Annotated in this window: 16 protein-coding genes; 14 read left to right on the top strand and 2 right to left on the bottom strand. The window is 71.0% G+C overall.

All coding sequences use genetic code 11. The features are described from left to right. Positions 1-153: 153 nt before the first annotated feature. Complete coding sequence (locus B9P64_RS18090; RefSeq protein WP_085317504.1) at positions 154-846, bottom strand: hypothetical protein; 693 nt, start codon at positions 844-846, stop codon at positions 154-156. Between the two features lie 171 nt (positions 847-1,017). Here B9P64_RS18090 and B9P64_RS18095 point away from each other — a divergent pair, with 171 nt between their 5' ends. The 14 genes from B9P64_RS18095 (at position 1,018) to B9P64_RS18160 (ending at position 19,357) form a co-directional block, all read left to right on the top strand. Next, positions 1,018-4,605, top strand: a complete 3,588-nt coding sequence (locus tag B9P64_RS18095; RefSeq protein ID WP_085317506.1) for a response regulator — start codon at positions 1,018-1,020, stop codon at positions 4,603-4,605. Beyond that, entirely contained in the window at positions 4,602-5,462 is an 861-nt protein-coding gene (locus B9P64_RS18100; protein WP_085317508.1) for a CheR family methyltransferase, read from the top strand. Before B9P64_RS18095 ends, B9P64_RS18100 begins: the two co-directional genes overlap by 4 nt. Positions 5,463-5,467: 5 nt before the next feature. Continuing rightward, entirely contained in the window at positions 5,468-6,076 is a 609-nt protein-coding gene (locus tag B9P64_RS18105) for a chemotaxis protein CheB (protein WP_085317510.1), read from the top strand. A 4-nt stretch (positions 6,077-6,080) separates the two neighbouring features. After that, the gene (locus tag B9P64_RS18110; RefSeq protein ID WP_085317512.1) at positions 6,081-7,325 is read left to right on the top strand and encodes a hybrid sensor histidine kinase/response regulator; all 1,245 of its coding nucleotides are present in this window, start codon (positions 6,081-6,083) and stop codon (positions 7,323-7,325) included. Then, the gene (locus B9P64_RS18115) at positions 7,322-9,091 is read left to right on the top strand and encodes a PAS domain S-box protein (protein ID WP_085317514.1); all 1,770 of its coding nucleotides are present in this window, start codon (positions 7,322-7,324) and stop codon (positions 9,089-9,091) included. Before B9P64_RS18110 ends, B9P64_RS18115 begins: the two co-directional genes overlap by 4 nt. 73 nt (positions 9,092-9,164) lie before the next feature. Further along, on the top strand, positions 9,165-10,091 hold the full coding sequence (epsC, locus tag B9P64_RS18120) for a serine O-acetyltransferase EpsC (protein WP_085317516.1): 927 nt from the start codon (positions 9,165-9,167) through the stop codon (positions 10,089-10,091). Between the two features lie 263 nt (positions 10,092-10,354). After that, entirely contained in the window at positions 10,355-12,754 is a 2,400-nt protein-coding gene (locus B9P64_RS18125; protein ID WP_217808711.1) for an aminotransferase class I/II-fold pyridoxal phosphate-dependent enzyme, read from the top strand. Between the two features lie 13 nt (positions 12,755-12,767). Then, positions 12,768-13,046, top strand: coding sequence for an acyl carrier protein (locus tag B9P64_RS25775; protein ID WP_176256874.1), 279 nt, complete (start codon positions 12,768-12,770; stop codon positions 13,044-13,046). Continuing rightward, a complete protein-coding gene (locus tag B9P64_RS18135) occupies positions 13,030-14,682 on the top strand; it encodes an AMP-binding protein (protein WP_176256875.1) in 1,653 nt (550 codons plus the stop codon). Before B9P64_RS25775 ends, B9P64_RS18135 begins: the two co-directional genes overlap by 17 nt. Before the next feature lies 1 nt (position 14,683). Continuing rightward, positions 14,684-15,205 (top strand): gluconate 2-dehydrogenase subunit 3 family protein, encoded by a 522-nt coding sequence (locus B9P64_RS18140; protein ID WP_176256876.1) that lies wholly within the window; start codon positions 14,684-14,686, stop codon positions 15,203-15,205. 22 nt (positions 15,206-15,227) lie between these two features. Then, on the top strand, positions 15,228-16,865 hold the full coding sequence (locus B9P64_RS18145; RefSeq protein ID WP_085317523.1) for a GMC family oxidoreductase: 1,638 nt from the start codon (positions 15,228-15,230) through the stop codon (positions 16,863-16,865). Continuing rightward, positions 16,862-18,196 carry a phytoene desaturase family protein gene (locus B9P64_RS18150; protein WP_085317525.1) on the top strand — a complete coding sequence of 445 codons (1,335 nt, stop codon included), beginning with the start codon at positions 16,862-16,864 and terminating at the stop codon, positions 18,194-18,196. Before B9P64_RS18145 ends, B9P64_RS18150 begins: the two co-directional genes overlap by 4 nt. Then, the gene (locus B9P64_RS18155; RefSeq protein WP_085317527.1) at positions 18,186-18,923 is read left to right on the top strand and encodes an SDR family oxidoreductase; all 738 of its coding nucleotides are present in this window, start codon (positions 18,186-18,188) and stop codon (positions 18,921-18,923) included. The genes B9P64_RS18150 and B9P64_RS18155 overlap by 11 nt, the downstream gene beginning before the upstream one ends. 5 nt (positions 18,924-18,928) lie before the next feature. Further along, positions 18,929-19,357 carry a DUF2147 domain-containing protein gene (locus B9P64_RS18160; RefSeq protein WP_085317703.1) on the top strand — a complete coding sequence of 143 codons (429 nt, stop codon included), beginning with the start codon at positions 18,929-18,931 and terminating at the stop codon, positions 19,355-19,357. A gap of 21 nt (positions 19,358-19,378) precedes the next feature. Here the strand turns inward: B9P64_RS18160 and B9P64_RS18165 are convergent, their stop codons facing one another. Then, positions 19,379-20,374, bottom strand: coding sequence for a helix-turn-helix transcriptional regulator (locus B9P64_RS18165; protein ID WP_176256877.1), 996 nt, complete (start codon positions 20,372-20,374; stop codon positions 19,379-19,381). Between the last annotated feature and the right edge of the window lie 127 nt (positions 20,375-20,501).

The following is a 20,501-nucleotide window of genomic DNA, read 5'->3' on the forward strand; positions in this document are numbered from 1 at the left end:
GAAACCAAGCGGTCCCGCCCTGTGCGAACGGCGAGATTGGGGGGATCGCCGGCGCGCTGCCATCGGCGTTTTCCACAGGCGCGAACCGGCGCCGGCTGGCACGGAATGCGCGCGAAAAACCCTGCGGTACGCGCGGAGAAACGCGCCGTCGCGTCAGCCCTGCGGACCGGTCAGACGCAGCTCGTCGGCGCTGGCGGCCAGGCTCCAGCCGCAGTCGCGCGCGAGCGCCGCCACATCGTCGAGCAGCAGCCGCAGTTCGCGCGGCGGCGGTGCCAGCGGCAAGGCGCGCGCGGCGCCGTCGGCGACCCGGCGCAGCACCACGACGATGCGCGCATCGCGGCTGTCGGCATCCAGCTCGATGCCGCCATCGGCCCAGGCGCCGTCGACGATGGCGAGCACCGCCGCCGCCGTCAGCAGCCGCAGCGCATGGCGCTCGGCGCCGGCATTGCGTTCGAGTGCGTGCGCCGCCACGCCGAGGCTGCGGCCGCGCAGCGAGCAGGCGCCCTGCAACAGCTCGGCCAGCTCGGCCAGCGTGGGGCCGACGGCCACCGGCGCCGGCGCGGCATCGAGCCAGGCCACCAGCCGCGCCTGGGCCTCGGCGAGCCGGGCCAGGCCGTCGTGCAGCGAGTCGAGCAGCACGGTCACGCGGGCAGTGTCGAGCGCGGCGCGGCGGGCCCGCGCGCGCGCGCCGCTCAGGTCGAGCTTGAGCACCGTCATCAGGTTGTTGAGGTCGTGCCGCAGCACCGGCGCCAGCCGCGCCATGACGACGAGCGCGAGGTCGCCCGGCGTGCGGGCCGGTGCGGGCGCGGCAGCGGGAAAGGGACTGGTTGCGCTGACAGATGCCATGGGGGATGCGGGGCTGCGTTGGAGCGATGCGCCGGTTTATCCCATCGGCATCCGGCCCGAAAAAGAGTTGCAAACGCGATGCGCACTGCTGCAACGCCATTTGCAACACTCGATGACGTTTGCCCGAACCGGGCTGAAATGCCGGATGCAGCCACCTGCCGCTTCAGGCCCATGACGTCCACTTCATCTTCCCTTCCCGCGCTGCACCAGGCGGCGTTTGCCCGCGTGCTGGCGCGCAACGTCGGGCTGCCGCTGCTGGTCTCGGCGCTCACCTCGGCGGTCTTCCTCGGCATCGTGTTCTACATGCTGTCGATGGCGCGCTGGGTCGAGCATGCCGACCTGACCATCGCGCGCGCCAATGCGGCGCAGAAGCTGCTGATCGATGCGGAGACCGGCATGCGCGGCTATCTGCTGACGGGCGTCGGCAACTTTCTGGAGCCGTATGCGCTGTCGAGCGCCGGCTTCGACGGCCAGCTGGCGGCGCTGCGCGAATTCACCGTGGGCGATGCCGAGCAGGCGGCGCGCATCGACCGCATCGCCGACCTGCACCGGCGCTGGGTCGTGTATGCCGAGGAGGTGGTGGCGCAGCGCCGCGACGGCGCCACCTTCGACGGCATCGCCGAGTTCGTCCGGTCGGAGCGCGGCAAGACGATGATGGATGCGATGCGCACCGAGTTCGCCGGCCTCATCGGCGCCGAGGAGGCGATGCGCGAGCAACGCAATGCCCAGGCCTCGGCCACCATCACCTATGCGGTGGCGGCCACGCTGCTGATCGGCCTGCTGTCGGGCGTCGGGCTGGCGCTCAATGGCCGGCGCCAGATCCGCAGCCTGGCCGAGCTTTACGGCGCCAGCCTCGACGCAGCCGCGCGCCATGCCCGGGCGCTGGAGCGCGATGCCTGGATGAGCGGCGGCGAGACCGAGCTGGCCGCCGCCAAGGCCGGCGAGCGCACGGCCGAATCCGTCGCCGCCGAGGTGCTGACCTTCTTTGCACGGCGCTTTGGCGCGACGCTGGGCGCGGCCTATCTCAGCCGCGATCTGGTCCACTTCGACCGCGTGGCGGTGCATGCCTTCACGCCCGACGCGGCGCATCCGGCGCGCATCGTGCGCAATGCCGGGCTGATCGGCCAGACCGCCGCCGACGGCCGACCGCGCGCGCTCGATGCGCTGCCCGACGACTATCTGCGCGTGACCTCGGCGCTCGGCGGCGCGGCGCCGCGCCATCTGCGGCTGTTTGCGGCGCACGGCGACCGCGGCGTCAACGCGGTGATCGAGCTGGGCTTCATGCAGCCGCCGCACGAGGCCTTCGACGAATTCGTGCAGACGGTGGAAGGCCGCATCGGCCGCGCCATCGACGCCGCGATCTACCGCGAGCGGCTGCACGACGTGCTCACCGAAACCCAGCGGCTCAACGAGGAATTGCAGGCCCAGCAGGAGGAGCTGAAGGTCGCCAACGAGGAGCTGGAGGAGCAGTCGCGGGTGCTGCGCGAATCGCAGGCGCGCATGGAGAACCAGCAGGCCGAGCTGGAGCAGAACAACGAGCAGCTCGACCAGCGCAACCAGCTGCTCGATGCGCAGAAGCGCCAGCTCGACGAGCGCAATGCCGCGCTGCGCGAGGCCCAGGCCCAGCTGCTGGCGCGCGCCGAGGAGCTGCAACGCGCGAGCCGCTACAAGAGCGAGTTCCTCGCCAACATGAGCCATGAACTGCGCACGCCGCTCAACAGCACGCTGATCCTGGCGCGGCTGCTGGCCGACAATCCGCGCGGCAATCTGGACGAGGAGCAGGTGCGCTTCGCCGAGTCGATCGTGACCGCCGGCAATGACCTGCTCAATCTCATCAACGACATCCTCGACCTGTCCAAGGTCGAGGCCGGCAAGCTCGACATCCGGCCCGAGCGGGTGGCGCTGGCCGGACTGCTGGGCGAGCTCGAACAGTTGTTCCGGCCGATCGCCGATGCCAAGGGGCTGGCCTTCGAACTGGAGCTGCGCGCCGGCCTGCCCGAAAGCCTGGTGACCGATCCGTTGCGGCTCCAGCAAATCCTCAAGAACCTGCTCGCCAACGCCTGCAAGTTCACCGACGCCGGCAGCGTGCGGCTGGTGGCGGCGCCGGCGCCCGACGGCCGCATCGCGCTGACGGTGGAGGACAGCGGCATCGGCATTCCGCCCGAGCAGCAGGCGGCGGTGTTCGAGGCCTTCCGCCAGGCCGACGGCACGGTGAGCCGCAAGTACGGCGGCACCGGCCTGGGGCTGTCGATCTCGCGCGAGCTGGCCGGGCTGCTCGGCGCGCGCCTCGGCGTGGAGAGCGCGCCGGGGCAGGGCAGCCGTTTCACGCTCACGCTGCCGCTCGACCTTGCCGACGCCGTTCCGGCCGATCCGCTGCTGCGCACCGGGCAGCTGGCCGCGCTGACCGAGGCGCTCGGCACCGCGCCCGCCGGCGCCGCGGCGGCCCCCGCGAGCGACGCTGCCACCGCGCCGTCCGCCCGGCTCGGCCGCGCGCATGGCGATACCCCCGCGCCGGCACTCGACACGACGCCGCGCGCGCGCCCCGTCGACGACCGCGACCGGCTCGACGCCGGCGCCCGCACCGTGCTGGTCATCGAGGACGATCCGGCCTTCGGCCGCATCCTGTTCGATCTGGCGCACGAGATGCGCTTCAACTGCCTGCTGGCCGAGACCGCCGACGACGGCATCGCCGATGCGCGCGAGCATCTGCCCGACGCCGTGCTGCTCGACATGAAGCTGCCCGACCACTCCGGCCTCACGGTGCTGGAGCAGCTCAAGCACGACGGCGCCACCCGGCACATTCCGGTGCATGTGGTGTCGGCGCTCGACAATGCCCAGACCGCCTTGCAGATGGGCGCCATCGGCCATGTGCTCAAGCCGACCGACCGGGACGCGCTCAAGGGCATGTTCACCCGCATCGAGGGCAAGCTGGCGCAGAAGATCAAGCATGTGCTGGTGGTCGAGGACGACGCCACCCAGCGCGACGCGATGGCCCGGCTGATCGGCGACGACGAGGTGCAGATCACCGCCGTCGCGCTCGCCGAGGAAGCGCTGGCGGCGCTGCGCGACACCGTGTTCGACTGCATGGTGGTCGACCTGACGCTGCCCGACATGGCCGGCCGCGAGCTGCTGCGCCGCATGGCCGAGGGCGACATCTGCTCCTTCCCGCCGGTCATCGTCTACACCGGCCGCGTGCTCACGCGCGAGGAGGAGGACGATCTGCGGCGCTACTCGCGCTCGATCATCATCAAGGGCGCGCGCTCGCCGGAGCGGCTGCTCGACGAGGTGACGCTGTTCCTGCATCGCGTGGAAAAGACCCTGCCGCCCGAGCGCCAGCAGATGCTGCGCGCGGTGCGCAACCGCGAGCAGGCCTTCGAGGGCCGGCGCGTGCTGCTGGTCGACGATGACGTGCGCAACATCTTTGCGCTGACGAGCGCGCTCGAGCACAAGGGCGCCAGCGTGGTGATTGCGCGCAACGGCCGCGAGGCGCTCGACCGGCTCGACGCCCAGCCCGACCTCGATCTGGTGCTGATGGACATCATGATGCCGGTGATGGACGGCTACGAAGCCATGCGCGAAATCCGCCAGCAGCCGCGCTTTGCCCGTCTGCCGATCATCGGCGTGACCGCCAAGGCCATGCGCGACGACCAGGAAAAGTGCATTGCCGCCGGCGCCAACGACTACCTCAGCAAGCCGGTCGATCTCGACAAGCTGATCTCGCTGATCCGCGTGTGGATGCCCAAGGTGGACCGGCTGTGACGCGCCAGACCGCCCCGCCCAGCGCCGACGATTTCGTCTATCCGGAGGACGATTTCGACATCGAGCTGCAACTGCTGGTCGAGGCCATCTACCGCAAGTTCAACCACGACTTCCGCAACTACTCGCCGGCCTCGCTGCGGCGCCGCGTGCGGCAGGCGCTGCTGGCCTTCGGCTGCCGCACCGTGTCGGGCCTGCAGGAGCGGGTGCTGCACGAGGCCGGCTGCTTTGCGCGGCTGCTGCAATTCCTCACCGTGCCGGTGAGCGAGATGTTCCGCGACCCGGCCTACTTCCGCGCCTTCCGGCAGGAGGTGGTGCCGCTGCTGCGCACCTGGCCGTCGATCAAGCTGTGGGTGGCCGGTTGCAGCACCGGCGAGGAGGTGTATTCGCTCGCCATCGTGCTCAAGGAGGAAGGCCTGCTCGACCGCGCCATCCTCTATGCCACCGACATCAATCCCGAAAGCCTCAAGCGCGCCGAAGCCGGCATCTATGCGCTGGAGAGCATCAAGCTGTTCACCGCCAACTACCGCGCCTCGGGCGGCGGCGCCGACTTCGCCAGCTACTACACCGCCGCCTACGACGCGGCCCGGCTAGATCCGGCCTTGCGCCGCAACATCACCTTTGCCGACCACAGTCTGGCCACCGACAGCGTGTTCTCCGAGCTGCACTACATCTCCTGCCGCAACGTGCTCATCTACTTCAACCGGCCGTTGCAGGAGCGTGCGCTCGGGCTGTTCCGCGATTCGCTCGTGCATCGCGGCTTTCTCGGCCTGGGCGCGCGCGAGACGGTGCAGTTCACCGCGCTCGCCAGCGCCTTCGAAACCTTCGACGCGCCGGCGCGCATCTTTCGGCGGGTGTGACGACGATGGCGCCGCATCGTCTGACCCACCGCCCGCGCGTGCCGCGCCATGCGCTGCCCGGCGTGCCGCGCACCGTGGTGCTCGGCGGCTCGGCCGGCGCCATCGAGGCGCTCGGCGCGCTGCTGCCCGAGCTGCCGGCGACGCTGGCGGTGGCGGTGGTCGTGCATCTGCCGGCCGACCAGCCGAGCCTGCTGGCCGAGGTGTTCGCGCCGCGCGTCGCGCTCGACGTGGCCGAGGCGCTCGACAAGGAGCCGCTGCGCGCCGGCGCGCTGCGCTTTGCGCCGCCCGGCTACCACCTGCTGATCGGGCGCGACGGCTGCCTCGCCTTCGACCTGGACGCGCCGGTGCATTTCTCGCGGCCGTCGATCGACGTGCTGTTCGCCTCGGCCGCCAGCGCGCTCGGCGCCGATGCCATCGGCGTGCTGCTGTCGGGCGCCAACGACGACGGCGCCGCCGGCCTCGAAGCGGTCTGGCGCGCCGGCGGCCTGACCGTGGTGCAGGCGCCCGCCGATGCGCGCATGCCGGTCATGCCCCAGTCCGCGCTCGCGCGGTTCACGCCCGCGGCGGTGCTGCCCGCCGCCGACATCGGCCGCTATCTGGCGGCGCTGGAGTGATGCGATGAACGCCCCACCGTCTGCCCACCTGTTCGCCGCGCCACCGGCGGCGCGCGCCCGCGTGCTGCTGGTCGACGACCGCATCGAGAACCTGGTCGCGCTCGAGGCGACGATCCGCCGCGACGACCTGGAGGTGCTGCGTGCGCGCTCCGGCGACGAGGCGCTGGAGCTGCTGCTGCGGCACGACTTCGCGCTCGCCATGCTCGATGTGCAGATGCCGGGCATGAACGGCTTCGAGCTGGCCGAGCTGATGCGCGGCGCCGAGCGCAGCAAGCACATTCCGATCGTCTTCGTCACCGCCGGTGGGCGCGAGCTGAATGCCGCCTTCAAGGGCTACGAGACCGGCGCGGTCGACTTCCTGCACAAGCCGCTCGATGCGCATGCGGTGCGCAGCAAGGTCAATGTCTTCATCGAGCTGTACCGCCAGCGGCTGGCGCTGCGCGAGCAGCTGGAGGCGCTGCGGCGCAGCCAGGCCGAGCAGGAAGCGCTGCTGGCCGAGCTGCGCGAGACCCAGGAGCAGCTCAAGCTCGCGGTGCGCATCCGCGACGACTTCATGGCGATGGCCTCGCACGAGCTGAAGTCGCCGCTGACCGCGCTGCGGCTGCAAGGCCAGCTGCGCGCGCGCCATCTCGAACGCGGCAATCTCGCCGCCTTCACGCCCGACAAGCTGCAACGCATGCTGGCCAGCGATGCCGAGCTGGTCGACGGCCTGGCGCGGCTGATCGACGACATGCTCGACATCACCCGCATCCGCTCGGGCCGGCTGTCGATCGAGCCGGCCGCCACCGATCTGGGCGCGCTGCTGCGCCGCGTGGTCGAGCGCTTCGCCGAGCCGCTGCGTGGCGTCGGCGGCTGCACGCTGCTGGCGCCCGAGGGCATCGTCGGCCACTGGGATGCGATGCGGCTGGAGCAGGTGGCGACCAATCTGCTGACCAATGCGCTGCGCTACGGCGCCGGCCAGCCGGTCGCCATCGCGCTCGAGCGCCAGGGCGAGTGCGCCGTGCTCAGCGTGCGCGACCACGGCATCGGCATCCGCGCCGAGGACAGCGCGCGCATCTTCGAGCCGTTCGAGCGTGCCACCGGCGACGGCGGCACCGGCGGACTGGGGCTGGGGCTGTTCATCGTGCGCCAGATCGTCGAGGCCCACGGCGGGCGCATCTGCGTGCAAAGCCAGCCCGGCGCCGGCACCACCTTCCGCGTCGAGCTGCCGCTGGCCGGCCCGCGCCGCGCCGGCGAGCGGCATCCATGAGAGCCGCGTCACCGCCGCCGCTGGCCCGGCTCGCGCGACTGACGCCGGGCCGCTTCAATCTGGCCATCGCGGCGGTGGTGGCGGTCACGCTGCTGCTGATCGGGCTGTACTGGAGCCTGCTCGAAACCTCGTCGCAGCGGCTGCGCGCCGCAGCGCTGGCGCAGACCGAGGCCGGCGCCCAGCGGCTCGCCAATGCCATCGCCGGCCAGCTCGGCGCGACGCTCGGCGGCGTCGATTTCGCGCTCGGCTTTCTGCGCGACCGCACCCTGGCCAACCGGCGCGAATTCGCCGCCGCCGCCAGCGTGGTCGGCGCCATGTTCCCGCCCGGCGCGATCCACCAGATCGGCGTGATCGATGCGCGCGGCCGGCTGCTCTACACCACGCTGCCCGACGCGCCCATGGTCGATCTGGCCGACCGCGAGTATTTCCGCGTGCATCTCGATCCCGGGCACGACGCCATGTTCATGAGCGCGCCGATACGCGGCCGCGCCACCGGGCAATGGAGCATCCAGTTCTCGCGCCCCTGGCGCCGCGACGGCCAGCTGGCGGGCGTGCTGGTGCTGTCGGTCTCGCCGCGCTTTCTGTCGGCGCGCATGGCCGAGCTCGGGCTCGACGGCGACGGCTCGGCCGGCCTGATCCGCGACGACGGCGCCTTCATGGCGCGCAGCGTCGATCTCGATGCGGTGCTCGGCCAGACGCTGCCGCCCGACCGGCCCTATCTGCTGCCCGGCGCGCCGGCCGGCGGCGTGTATGCCGGCCCCAGCACGGTCGATCCGGACCGGCGCATCTTTGCCTGGCGCCGGCTCGACGGCCTGCCGCTCACCGCCGTGGTCGCGCTGTCCGAATCGAGCGCGCTCGCGCTCGCCGATGCCGCCACCCAGCGCGCGCGCGGCAGCGCCCTGGCCGGTTCCGGGCTCACGCTGGTGCTGCTGGTCGTGGTCGTCACGCTGCTGCTGAGCATGCGCACCCAGCAGCTGCGACTGGCCGAGAGCGAAGCCAGCTATCGCAACCTGTTCGAGAAGAACCGCTCGGTCAAGCTGCTGATCGATCCGGTCGACGGCGCCATCGTCGCCGCCAATCCGGCCGCCGCCGAGTTCTACGGCTATCCGCGCGCGACGCTCGAAACCATGAACATCGCCGCGCTCAATCCGCTCACGCCCGAGGCGATGGCGCGCGAGCTCGACGCCGCCCGGCGCGAGCGGCGCAACCATCTGCGGCTGGTGCACCGGCTCGCCAGCGGCCGCACGCGCGAGGTCGAGGTCTACTCCGGCGCGCTGGAGATGCACGGCCGGCCGCTGCTCTACGCCATCGTCCACGACGTGACCGAGCGGATGCGGCTCGAAACCCTGCTGCGCGCCGGCGAGGCGCGCTACCGCGCGCTGTTCGACGCCGTGCCCGAAGGCCTGGTGATGTTCGACTCGGCCGGCGGCGTGCTGGCCGGCAACCGCGCCGCGCCGCTGCTGCTCGGCTGCGACGAGGCGCGGCTGGCCGCCGGCGAGTTCAGCCTGCTCGATGCCGACGGCCAGCCGCTGCCGCCCGAGGCCCAGCCGGCGCGCCGCATCGCCGATCCGCGCTACGAGGGCGGCGTGTATCGCGCCGCGCTGCCGGCCGGCCGCAGCCGGCTGGTCGCGCTGCGGCGTCGCCCGCTGCCGCTCGATGCCGGCGGCGAGCCGCTCGGTGCGCTGCTCACCATCGTCGATCTGGGCGAACTGGCCGCATGGCGCGAACGCGGCGCGCAGGCCGGGCGGGGCGCCGACGCGGCGTAAAGTCATGCCCCGGCGCCGGGCCTGCCGGCGCCGTGCGCGACCGCACCTCCGACCCACGCAAGAGCACAAGAAGATGCCGATGGATACGCCGACCGATTCGAACGGAACCGACTTCCCGCAATGGGACCTGAGCGACATCGTCGCCCGGCTGCGCGACTCGCGCGAAGTCACGCACAACATCCGCCACCGTGGCCGCATCCGCGAATACCCGTCGCGCGAAGCGCTGATCCGCGTGCTCGACGGCCTGGCCTGCGCGCTCTTCCCCACGCATTTCGGCCGTCGCGTGCTCACCGACGCGAGCATCGATTTCTTCGTCGGCCACACGCTCAACGAGACGCTGAGCCTGCTGCGCGAGCAGGTGCGGCGCGGCCTGATGTTCGACGCCGGCCATGAAGACGTGGCCGACGACGCCATCGCCCGCGACGCGGCCCGCGTGACCGCCACCTTCGCCGCGCGCCTGCCCGAGATTCGCGGCCTGCTGGTCAGCGACCTGCATGCCGCCTACCAGGGCGATCCGGCCGCCACCTGCACTGCCGAGATCCTGCTGAGCTATCCCGGCATGCGGGCCATCATCCATCACCGCGTCGCGCATGCGCTCTACACGCTCGGCGCCAAGCTGCTGGCCCGCGTGATCGCCGAGATCGCGCATTCGCAGACCGGGGTCGACATCCATCCGGGCGCCAGCATCGGCGGCAGCTTCTTCATCGACCACGGCACCGGCGTGGTGATCGGCGAGACCGCCATCCTCGGCGAGCGGGTACGGCTGTATCAGGCGGTCACGCTCGGCGCCAAGCGCTTCGAGACCGCCGACGACGGCTCGCTGGTCAAGGGCAATGCGCGCCATCCCATCGTGGAGGACGACGTGGTGATCTACGCCGGCGCCACCGTGCTGGGCCGCATCGTCATCGGCAAGGGCTCGACCATCGGCGGCAATGTCTGGGTCACGCAAAGCCTGCCGCCGGGCAGCGTGGTCACGCAGGCGCAGTCGCGCCAGACCTGAGCGCCGCGTTACGCGGCCGTTTGCCGAGGCCGGCCAGCGCGTGAGCGCTGGCCGGCCTTTTCGCTTTTGTGCCGGCCGCATCGCCGCGCTCTTGCGCCAGATCGCAGGCCGCGCGAACTGGCGCGGTTATTCAAGACAGCCCGCCATTCCCCACTCAGCATGGCCTGCAATCGACCGGCGATCGCAATCGATCCGCAATCCGGCGATCGGGCAATTGCCCGGCATCGATTCATGCGCCGGACCGTGCGAGAAAGGGGAGTTCCATGACAGAAAAAAGCCGTCTCCAGGTGGAATTGCATGTGGGCGAGGAGGAATTGATACCGGCCCATTGGGGCGAGGCATTTCCGATTCCCACGCCGATGCGGCCCGAGTTTCTTGCCGTGGTCGAGCGCGCCCGGGTCAACGACATCACGCCCTATTACCTGACTTTCCGGTTTGGCGGCGTGGTCGTGGCGCATGCCAATGCCTATGTCTGCGATACCGACTTTTCCACTTTCGATCCCAAGCTGCCGGCGCTGGCGCGCACCACCGTCAAGCAATGGTTTCCGGACTTCATGAAGTTCCGGATCGTCGAACTGGGCTACTTCACCATGATTGGCGAGGGCCTGGCGCTGGCCAGCGATGCGCTGCTCGACAGCGTGATCGACCAGCTCGACCATGAACTCGGCAATCTCGCCGCCCATCACGGCGCCGATTTCATCCTGATCCGCGACATTCCGCTGGCACGCTATGCGCAATACCGCGCCGCGCTCGCGCCACTCGGTTATGCGCCGAGCGTGGGCTTTCCCAATGCCGTGCTGCCGTTGCGCTGGGATTCGCTCGACGATTACCTGGCCTGCCTCGACGGCAAGACCCGGCTGAAATTCCGCAACGCCCTGCGGCTCGACGAGAAATTCGGCATCACCCATGAAGTGCTCGGCGATTACGGCCATCTGGCCGAGGAATTCGGCCGGCTCTGGAGCAATGTGAATGCGCGTGCCGCCGATTACAGCCGCGAGCAGCTCACGCCGGCCTTCTTTGCCGAATGCGCCAGCCAATTGCGCGGCGCCAGCGAAACCATCGTCTTCCGGCAGCGCGGAAAACTGATCGGCTTCATGCTCAATCTGATCGGCGCCGACGACTACACCATGCTCGACTGGGGCGTCGATTACGACTTCGAGCATTACCGCGAGGCCAATCTGTATCGCGCCGCCAGCGTGCTGTCGGTGGCGCGCGCAATCGCGCTCGGGCGCTCGCGGCTCGAGCTGGGCATTACCAACTACACGCCCAAGATGACGCTCGGCGCCGAAATCAGGCCGCTCGCCTATTTCGTGCGCCATTGCCGCGATGCGCGCTTTGGCGCCACTCTGGCCCGGTTGCTCACCGATGCCATCGAATTGCCCGACAACACGCTGCACAGTGCCGGCAATCGCCTCGGCACGCATTGCCCCGATCTGCCGGCATTCGAACGCATGATTCGCGAGCATCAGAATCCGGCGCCGTCGTCCGACATCTTCCAGCGCGTCGGCAATTACCAGCGCGTCAATGCCATGCGGCTCGGCGGCATTTACGGGCTCTATCCCGAATTCAATTGCGCGCAGGATTCGGTCATCACCTTTTCCGATCAGCGCGAGCGGGTGCTGCTCGGCACCAATTCCTATCTGGGGCTGGCCGACGACAGCCGCGTCAAGCGCGCCGCCAAGGCGGCGATCGACCGCTACGGCAGCGGCTGCTCAGGCTCGCCGCTGCTCAACGGCACGCTCGACATCCACAACCAGCTTGAGGATGAGCTGGCCGGCTTCCTCGGCCGCGAGGCGGTGGCGCTGTGCAGCACCGGCTACCAGACCAATCTCACCGCGCTGTCGGCGCTGTGCGGCCCGGGCGACGTGGTTCTGATGGATGCGCGCAACCACCGCAGCCTGTTCGACGGCGTGCGGCTGTCGGGCGCCGACTGCCTCATCTACCGCCATGCCGAGCTGGCCCACCTGGGCAAGCTGCTCGAACGCACGGCCGGCCGGCGCCGGATGATCGTCACCGACTCGGTGTTCAGCATGGAGGGCACGATCGCCGATCTGCGCGGCATCGCGGCGCTGGCGCGCCAGCACGGCGCGCGGCTGTTCGTCGACGAATCGCATGCGGTCGGCGTGCTCGGACCGACCGGGCGTGGCGTGGCCGAGTTGCAGGGCGTCGAGGCCGAGGTCGATCTGGTGATGGGCACCTTCAGCAAGGCCTTTGCCGCGCTCGGCGGCTATGTCGCCGGCTCGCGCGCGGTGATCGAGTACCTCAAGCACAACGGTGGCGGCCACATCTTCTCGGCCAGCCTGCCGCCCTCGGTGATCGCCACGGTGCTGGCGGCGCTCGACATCGTCCGGCGCGAACCGGAGCGCCGCGCCGCGGTGCTGGAAAAGGCCGCCTACATGGCCGGCGCATTGCGGGCCATCGGCTACAACGCGCCGTTTCATGGCGCGCAAATCGTGCCGGTCATCTTCGGCAATTACACGCTGGCGCTGTCGGCCTACAAGCGATTCATGCAGGCCGGCGTCTATGTCAATCCGGTCGGGCCGCCCGCCGTGCCCGAATCGGCCGCCGGCTTTCGCACCAGCTATATCGCCACGCACCGCCAGCAGGACCTCGATCGCGCGCTCGACGTATTCCGCCGGCATTTCCCCGACTTTCGTTCCTGAGGAGACTCGAATCATGGCTTTCCAGAATCGCGTCATCGAAATCGTTGCCGGCGCCATGCGCGTCCGCAAGACGGTCACGCCGTCGAAACTGCTGGTCGACGAATTGGGTTTCGATTCGATCGGACTGATCGAACTGATGGCCGCCATCGAGGATGAATTCGACATGATCATTTCGCTCGATTCGGCCACCCACATTCGCAGCGTGGGCGATCTGGTCGATGCCGTCGGCCTGCATCTCGACACCCTGGCGCCGCTGCATGCCACCGGAGAAGCCAATGCCGCCGCGTGCTGAACTGGCCGATTTCTGGCGCCGCCTGCATGACGCCGGCGAGCGCGGCGTGCATGTGCAGACCGACCGCGACGCCAATCCGGCCGTGCTCGGCTACCGCGAGCTGGCCGCCGCCGCGCCGCGCATGGCCACCGTGCTGGCCTCGCTCGGCATCCGGCGCGGCGAGGCGGTGCTGCTGAGCGCCGAGACCACGTCGCATTTCCCGCTGGTGTGGCTGGGCCTGATGTGGCTCGGTGCCACGCCGGTGCCGCTGCCGCCACGCCATGCGCTGGCCAGCCCGGCGCGCTTCGACGAGCGCATCGGCCCGATCCTGCCGCACTTCCGCCACTACCTGCACGGCAGCGGCGAGGCGGCGGCGGTGCGCGCGCTGGCCGAGGTGCGGGCGCCGCATCTGTGGCTGGTGGAAAGCGCCGGGCTGCTGCGCCTGCTGCCGGCCGAGCCCGGCGCCGACTGGGCCGAGCCGGCGCCGCTCGACGCCGAGGACATCGCCTTCATCCAGTTCACCTCGGGCAGTACCAGCGCGCCGAAGGGCATCCGCGTGAGCTACGCCAATCTGCTCGCCAACCTCGCCGCGATCGGCAGCCGGCTCGACATCGATGCGCGCCGCGACTGCATGGTGAGCTGGCTGCCGCTCTATCACGACATGGGGCTGATCGGGAAATTCCTGCTCTCGCTGTACAACGCGATGCCGCTGGTGCTGATGCCGCCGGCGATGTTCGTGCGCCGCCCGGTACAGCTGCTGACGCTCATCGAAAAGCACGCCGGCACCGTGTGCAGCATGCCCAACTTCGCCTACGAGATGATCGTGCGGCGGCTGCATCCGGGCCGCGCCGTGCCCGATCTGTCGTCGATGAAATGGTTCGGCGTCGGCGCCGAGCCGGTGCGCCCGGCCAGCATCGCCGCCTTCGAGCGGGCGCTGGCGCCGCACGGGCTGCGCGCCGGCGTGGTGTCGCCGTGCTACGGGCTGGCCGAGGCCACGCTCGCGGTGTCGATCGAGCCGCCGCTGGCCGGCTACACCCGCGTCTGCCGCGGCGACGCGATCCATGTGACCTGCGGGCCGCTGGTCGATGGCATCGAGGCGCGGGTGCGGCCGGAGGACGGCGCGCTGCTGATCCGGGGCGACTCGGTGGCGCAGACCGCGCTGGTCGGCGGCCAGGTGGTGTCGCTGGTCGATGCCGACGGCTTCTACGACACCCGCGACGTGGTCGAGCTGGTCGGCGACCGGCTCGTCATCCTCGGCCGCACCGACGAGATGTTCGTGCTCAACGGCGAGAACCGCTTTCCCTACGACATCGAGGCGGTGGTGCGCGAGACCTGCGACGGCGTGGCGCGCGTGGCCTGCGTGCAGATCGATACCGAGTCAGCCGCCGACGATGCCGGCCTGGTCGTGTTCTACGAGCGCCGCGCCGTCGAGGCGCCCGAGGACGGGCCGCGCGACGAGCGCATCCGCCAGGCGCTGATCGCCCGGCTCGGGCTGACGGTGCGGCAGATCGTGCCGCTGGAGCCCAAGTCGATCCCGGTCACGCCGAGCGGCAAGGTGCAGCGCGTCAAGTTGCGTTCGAGTTACCTCGCGGTGGCGCGGCGGTTCGATCCGGTGGCAGTCGATGCCGGACGCCAGCTCGCGGCACAGGAGGCCTGACATGAGCACAAGACTCGCGCGCCGCGGCTTTCTGCTGGCCGGCGGCCTGGGCGCGGTGCTGCCGGCCCTGCCGACGGCGGCCGCCACCGCCACCACTGCGCTGACTGCCGCCGAGTACGCCATCGTCGCGGCGCTGGTCGGGCGCATCGTGCCGGCCGACCGGTCGCCGTCGGCGCTCGCGCTCGGCTCGGCCGACTACGTGGCGGCGGGCCTGCTGGCCCGGTCCGCCGACGGCGGCGGCGCCGTGAGCCAGGGCCTGGCCGCCGTCGATGCGCTGGCCTTGCAGACCTTCGGCATCGGCTTCGCCGCGCTCGACGCGGCGCGCCAGACGGCGCTGACCGAGGTCGTCGCCACCGAGGCCGCATTCGCGCCGCTGTGGGGCGGCATCCGCGCGCTGACCGTCCTGCACTACTACGCCCAGCCGGCCGCCTATCTCGACATCGGCCTGCCCGGCCCGAGCGTCGACAGCGGCGGCCATCCCGATCCCGATTCAGTTCCGTGCCGCGCGCCGAGCGCCGGCTGATGCCTGTCATCCGAGGTCATTCATGTCGGAATCGCTGACCCAGTTCGATCGTTTCCAGCCCGTCGCCGCCAGCGCCGGCGGGCGCCCCGTCTACGACGTGGTCATCGTCGGCGCCGGGATTGCCGGCGCCGTGTTCGCCGACCGGCTCGCCGGTCGCGGCCTGCGCATCCTGCTGCTGGAGAAGGGCCGGCATTTCACCCGCCATGCGACCCAGTTCGTCGAGAACGAGCTGGCGCTGTGGGAGCGCGCCTGGCCCAACTCGCAGTACGAGGTGACCGGCAATGCCTTTGGCGGCGCGCCCAACTTCGGCCAGGGCGTGGGCGGCGGCTCGCTGGTCTGGACCTCGGTCTGCCTGCGCTTCATGCGCCACGACTTCCGCATGCGCTCCACCTTCGGCGCGGTGCCGGGCGCCAGCCTGGCCGACTGGCCGATCGGCTACGACGATCTGGCGCCCTACTACGACCGCGCCGAGGAGCAGATCGGCGTGGCCGGCGCACCGCTGCCCTGGGCCGAGCAGCGCCGGCGCGCCTATCCCAATCCGGCCTTCGATTTCTATCGCTCGTCGCGGCTGCTGCGGCTCGGGCTGCGGCGCCAGTCGCTGCGCTCGGGCGCGGGGCCGGTGGCGGTCGCGTCGCGCGCCGGCGGCGGCCGTGCCGCCTGCGTGCATTGCGGCTACTGCCGCTCGTCCTGCCGCATCGATGCCAAGTTCCAGGCCGATCGCGCGCTGCTGGCGCCGCTGCTGGCGCGCGGCCGGATCGAGCTGGTGGCGCAGGCCGAGGTGCTGCGGCTGACCCAGGGCCGCGACGGCGCCAGCGTGACCGGCGTCGACTATCTCGATCTGGCCAGCGGCAACCGGCGCTCGGTGCAGGGCCGGCTGTTCCTCGTCTGCAACAACCCGCTCGAAACGCCGCGGCTGTTCCTCAACTCGGCCAACGCCTTCCATCCGCGCGGCCTGGGCAACGACCGCGACCAGGTCGGCCGCAACCTGTTCAGCCATGTGGGGCTGGTGGGCATGGGCGTGACCGCCGACTGCGTGAATGCGGGCGTCGGCTACAACATGGGCAACGTGGTGTCGCTCGACCGGGCCTATCCGGCGCCCGGCGCGGGCTATGTGGGCGGCTATGCGATCGAGTCGCTCAACGGCTCGGGCGCCGGCGTGATGGCGGTCGATCCGCTGCGCGGGCTCTGGGGGCAGGCGCTCAAGGACGCCATGCGCGACTACGACCGCAGCCTGTTCGCGGTGGTGTTCGGCGAGGGGCTGCCGGTACGCGACAACCGGGTCGCGCTGTCGGCCACGCGGCGCGATGCCAACGGCCAGGCCCAGGCGCGCATCCATTACGAGTGGCATGCCAACGATCTGCGCATCTTCGATGCCGCGCGTACCACGCTGACCGGCGTGTTCCGCGCCGCCGGCGCCGGCACGGTGCGGCTCAATCCGACGCCGTTCGAGGCCCATCTGGCCGGCAGCATGCGCATGGGCGACGACCCGCGCAGCTCGGTGGTGGACCGCTGGGGCAAGGTGCACGGGCTGAACAACGTCTACGTGGGTGGCGCCTCGCAGTTCGTGACCGGCAGCTCGGTCAACCCCACGCTGACGCTGTATGCGCTGGCGCTGCGCACCGCCGACCATCTGGTCGAGCGCTTCGGGCTGGCGTCATGAAGCGCGCCGAGAGCGGCATGCCGGCCAGCGCCGACGCGGTGGTGATCGGCGCCGGACTGGGCGGTCTGGCCACCGCGATCCGCCTGCAGCAGCACGGCCTGGCGGTGGTGCTGATCGAGCGGCTCGACCGCGTGGGCGGCCTGTGCGGCAGCTTTCTGCATGACGACGGCTATCGCTACGTCATCGCCTGCAACGACTTCGGCAAGGGCCTGCTGGGCGACCTGGCCCAGCTCGGCATCGAGCATCGCTTCGAGCGCAGCGCCACGCGCATCTTCACCGGCGAGCGCAACTACCGCCTGCCGCCCGACCTGCGCACCGTGGCCGGACTGCTGCCGCATGCCGGCGCGATCCTGCGTTATGTGCGCGGCCTGCGCCGGGCCCGCGCGGCGGGCCATCTGCGGCCGGGCAGCCTGGTCGAGCTGATCGACGACTGCCGCATCTCGGGGCGCGCCGCCGACCTGCTGATGCTGCCGGCCTATCTGATGGGCGTCGCGCCCGACCGCTTCCGGCTCGATGCGCTCGACGACGAGTTCCACTACGGCTACGGCTATGCCACGCCGATCACGCCGGTCGGCGGACCGCAGGCGCTGGCCGATGCCTTCCGCGACCGCTTCCTGGCGCTGGGCGGCCAGCTGCTGCTCGGCTGCGAGATGCTCGGCATCGACCAGAACGCGAGCCGCAACCTGGTGCAGACCACCGGCGGGCCGCTGGCCGCCGACATCGTCGTGTCGACCCTGCCCAAGCCGGGCCACCATCCCGAGCGGTTCGCGCCCGGACTGGCGCTGTCGATGCTGCTGCTGCGCATCGACTCGCGCCATGCGCTGCCGGCCGGCATCCACACCCACGTCTACTACCCGCCCGACATCCGCCACTGGTTCCGCGACCTTTACGAAGGCCGGCTGCCGACCGAGTTCGGCTTCCATTTCTTTTCGAGCGACCTGGGCGACCAGGGCGGCGTGCGCACCGCCAACGTCTACTTCTACCTGCCGGCCGGCCGCGAGGACGATCCGCGCGTGCAGCAGCTGGCGCGTGCCTTCGTGCTGCTGCGGCTCGAAACCCTGCTGCCCGGCATCACCGGCCAGCTGCGCGGCGCCACGCTGCTGGCGCCGGCCGATTTCCGCGCCCGCCACGGGCTCGACTCGCGGGTGACGCCGGTCATCACGCCGGCCGGCTTCGCCAAGCCGGCCAACCATTGCGCCCGCACCGGCATCTACTACGCCGGCGCCGCCGCCCATCCGCCCGGCGAGCATGCCGGCGCGGCGGTGCGCTCATCGGGCTATGTCTGCGAACTGGTGATGAAACGAATGAAAGAGACCCTGCATGCGAATTGACGGACGCAAGGTGCTGGTCACCGGCGGCACCACCGGCATCGGCCAGGCGCTGGTCGAGAAATTCCTCGACCTGGATTGCGAGGTGCTGTCCTGCGCGCGCCATGCGCCGGTCCGGCCACCGGCCCTGCCGCGCCTGCACTTCCTGGCCTGCGACCTGGCCACGCCGACCGGCCGGGCCCAGCTGGTGGCCGAGGTGCAGGCACGCCATCCCGACCTGTCGATCGTCATCAACAACGCCGGCGTGCAGCATCTGGTCGATTTCCCGACCACGCCGGTGCCGCAGATCGAGCTGACCAGCCAGGACGAGATCGCGCTCAACTTCCAGGCGCCGCTGCTGCTGTGCGCGGCGCTGCTGCCGCTGCTCCAGCGCCAGAACAGCGCCGCCTTCGTCAACATCACCACCGGGTTGGCGCTGGCGCCCAAGAAGAGCTCGCCGGTGTACTGCGCGACCAAGGCGGCGCTGCGCTCGTTCACGCGCTCGTTCCGCTATCAGGTCGAGTCGGTATCGCCGCAGGTGCGCGTGGTGGAGGCGCTGCCGCCGCTGGTGGCCACGCGCATGACCGCCGGGCGCGGCAGCGGCAAGATCGCGCCGGCCGACGTGGCCGACGCCATCGTGGCCGGGCTGGAAGCCGACGAGGACGAGATCTACATCGGCAAGACGCGGCTGCTCAAGGTGATGGCGCGGGTCGCGCCGTCGGTGGTCTACCGGGTGCTGAAGACATGGTGAACGCGATGCGAAGGACGGCCGCGCTGGCCGCGCTGCTCATGGCCGCCACGGCGGCGCAGGCCACGCCGGTGGGGCTGTGGAAGACCATCGACGACGAGACCGGCCAGCCGCGCTCGCTGGTGCGCATCACCGAGGCCGACGGCCGGCTGTCGGGCCGCATCGAGAAGCTGCTGGTCGCGCCGGTCAGCCCGGTCTGCATCAAGTGCGCCGACGAGCGCCGCGACCAGCCGCTGGAGGGACTGACCATCATCCGCAACCTGCGCCGCGATGCCGACGGCGCGGCCTGGAGCGGCGGCGACATCCTCGACCCGAAGTCGGGCAAGGTCTATTCGCTGCGGCTCACCGAGAGCGCGGACGGCCGGCGGCTGGAGGTGCGCGGCTTCATCGGCTTTGCGCTGCTCGGCCGCACCCAGGTGTGGCTGCGCGAGGACTGAGGCCGGAGCGGGCGCGCCGGCTCACCAGGCCAGCGCCAGCCCGGCCGATTCGCGCACCGGCATGCGGTCGCCGCGGCCGTTGCCCATCTGGCGGTAGCGCGCCGGCGTGATGCCGGTGCGGCGCTGGAAGTCGCGCGTGAAATGCGGCTGGTCGCTGAAGCCGCAGACGAAGCCCACCTCGGCCAGCTCGATCGACGAATTGATGAGCCACCAGGCGGCGGCGCGGGTGCGCGCCTCGGCCACCACGGCGGTAAAGCTGAGCCGGTACCGCGCCAGCGTGCGCTGGAGCGAGCGCGGGGCGAGCGCCAGCGTGCGCGCGGTATCGGCCAGCCGCTGCGGCGCGCCCGGATCGGCCAGCACGCTGCGCGCGATGCGCCGGGCCAGCTCGGGCCAGGGCAGGGTGTCGCACAGGTCGGGCGGCGGGCACTGGGCCTGGCGCGCCGCGCCGCGCCGGTCCGCCGGCCGGTCGTCCCAGCGCAGCCGCCAGCGGCCGGTGCGGGCGGCGCCGACCAGATCCGACAGCCGCGCGGCATCGGGCTGCGGATGCACCGGCACGCCATCGATCTCGGCCTGCACCGGGCCCAGCCCCAGGCTCTCGACCGCGCCGATCAGCACGCCCAGCACCACCAGGTTCTCGAACGGATGCGGCGCCGCGCCCGCCGCCGTGCGCGGCACATGCGCCAGCTCGGCCTGGCTGCGGTCGAAGTCGAGCACCGCCACCCGGTGCGCCGAGTGCACGTACTGCTCCAGCCGCTGCCAGCGCCGGATCAGGTCGAGCGGATCGTCGGCACAGGCCAGCGCCTGATGGATCGGCTCGTCGCGCACCACGTCGATGTCGCGCGCCAGCTCGATCAGCATGGCCGGCCCGCTCTGCGCGACCGCGCTCAGCAGCACCGCGCGCTTGGACGCCAGCGACGCCAGGCTGCCCGCGGGCGGAATCATGGGCAGCCGCATGCCCCGGCGGCGCATCGCGCCGAGCAGCAGTCGCAGCATCGTGGCGCTGGCGAAATCGTCCATCTGAACCTCGTGAAGGGCGCGCCGGGATGCCGGTCGGTCGGCGGTCGGCGCAAACAAAAATTTCGCTGTGCTTTCGCATTTATGCGGCGCTTGTGCCGGCGGTTTGCAGTTGGTTACCCGATGTGAG

Source organism: Derxia lacustris (assembly GCF_002105195.1).
Classification (GTDB): Bacteria; Pseudomonadota; Gammaproteobacteria; order Burkholderiales; family Burkholderiaceae_E; genus Derxia; species Derxia lacustris.

Coding starts and splice junctions, on each gene's coding strand:
- B9P64_RS18090 (WP_085317504.1), bottom strand. CDS start 846: ATGGCATCTGTCAGCGCAACCAGTCCCTTTCCCGCTGCCGCGCCCGCA.
- B9P64_RS18095 (WP_085317506.1), top strand. CDS start 1,018: ATGACGTCCACTTCATCTTCCCTTCCCGCGCTGCACCAGGCGGCGTTT.
- B9P64_RS18105 (WP_085317510.1), top strand. CDS start 5,468: ATGGCGCCGCATCGTCTGACCCACCGCCCGCGCGTGCCGCGCCATGCG.
- B9P64_RS18110 (WP_085317512.1), top strand. CDS start 6,081: ATGAACGCCCCACCGTCTGCCCACCTGTTCGCCGCGCCACCGGCGGCG.
- B9P64_RS18115 (WP_085317514.1), top strand. CDS start 7,322: ATGAGAGCCGCGTCACCGCCGCCGCTGGCCCGGCTCGCGCGACTGACG.
- epsC (WP_085317516.1), top strand. CDS start 9,165: ATGCCGATGGATACGCCGACCGATTCGAACGGAACCGACTTCCCGCAA.
- B9P64_RS18125 (WP_217808711.1), top strand. CDS start 10,355: ATGACAGAAAAAAGCCGTCTCCAGGTGGAATTGCATGTGGGCGAGGAG.
- B9P64_RS25775 (WP_176256874.1), top strand. CDS start 12,768: ATGGCTTTCCAGAATCGCGTCATCGAAATCGTTGCCGGCGCCATGCGC.
- B9P64_RS18135 (WP_176256875.1), top strand. CDS start 13,030: ATGCCGCCGCGTGCTGAACTGGCCGATTTCTGGCGCCGCCTGCATGAC.
- B9P64_RS18140 (WP_176256876.1), top strand. CDS start 14,684: ATGAGCACAAGACTCGCGCGCCGCGGCTTTCTGCTGGCCGGCGGCCTG.
- B9P64_RS18145 (WP_085317523.1), top strand. CDS start 15,228: ATGTCGGAATCGCTGACCCAGTTCGATCGTTTCCAGCCCGTCGCCGCC.
- B9P64_RS18150 (WP_085317525.1), top strand. CDS start 16,862: ATGAAGCGCGCCGAGAGCGGCATGCCGGCCAGCGCCGACGCGGTGGTG.
- B9P64_RS18155 (WP_085317527.1), top strand. CDS start 18,186: ATGCGAATTGACGGACGCAAGGTGCTGGTCACCGGCGGCACCACCGGC.
- B9P64_RS18160 (WP_085317703.1), top strand. CDS start 18,929: ATGCGAAGGACGGCCGCGCTGGCCGCGCTGCTCATGGCCGCCACGGCG.
- B9P64_RS18165 (WP_176256877.1), bottom strand. CDS start 20,374: ATGGACGATTTCGCCAGCGCCACGATGCTGCGACTGCTGCTCGGCGCG.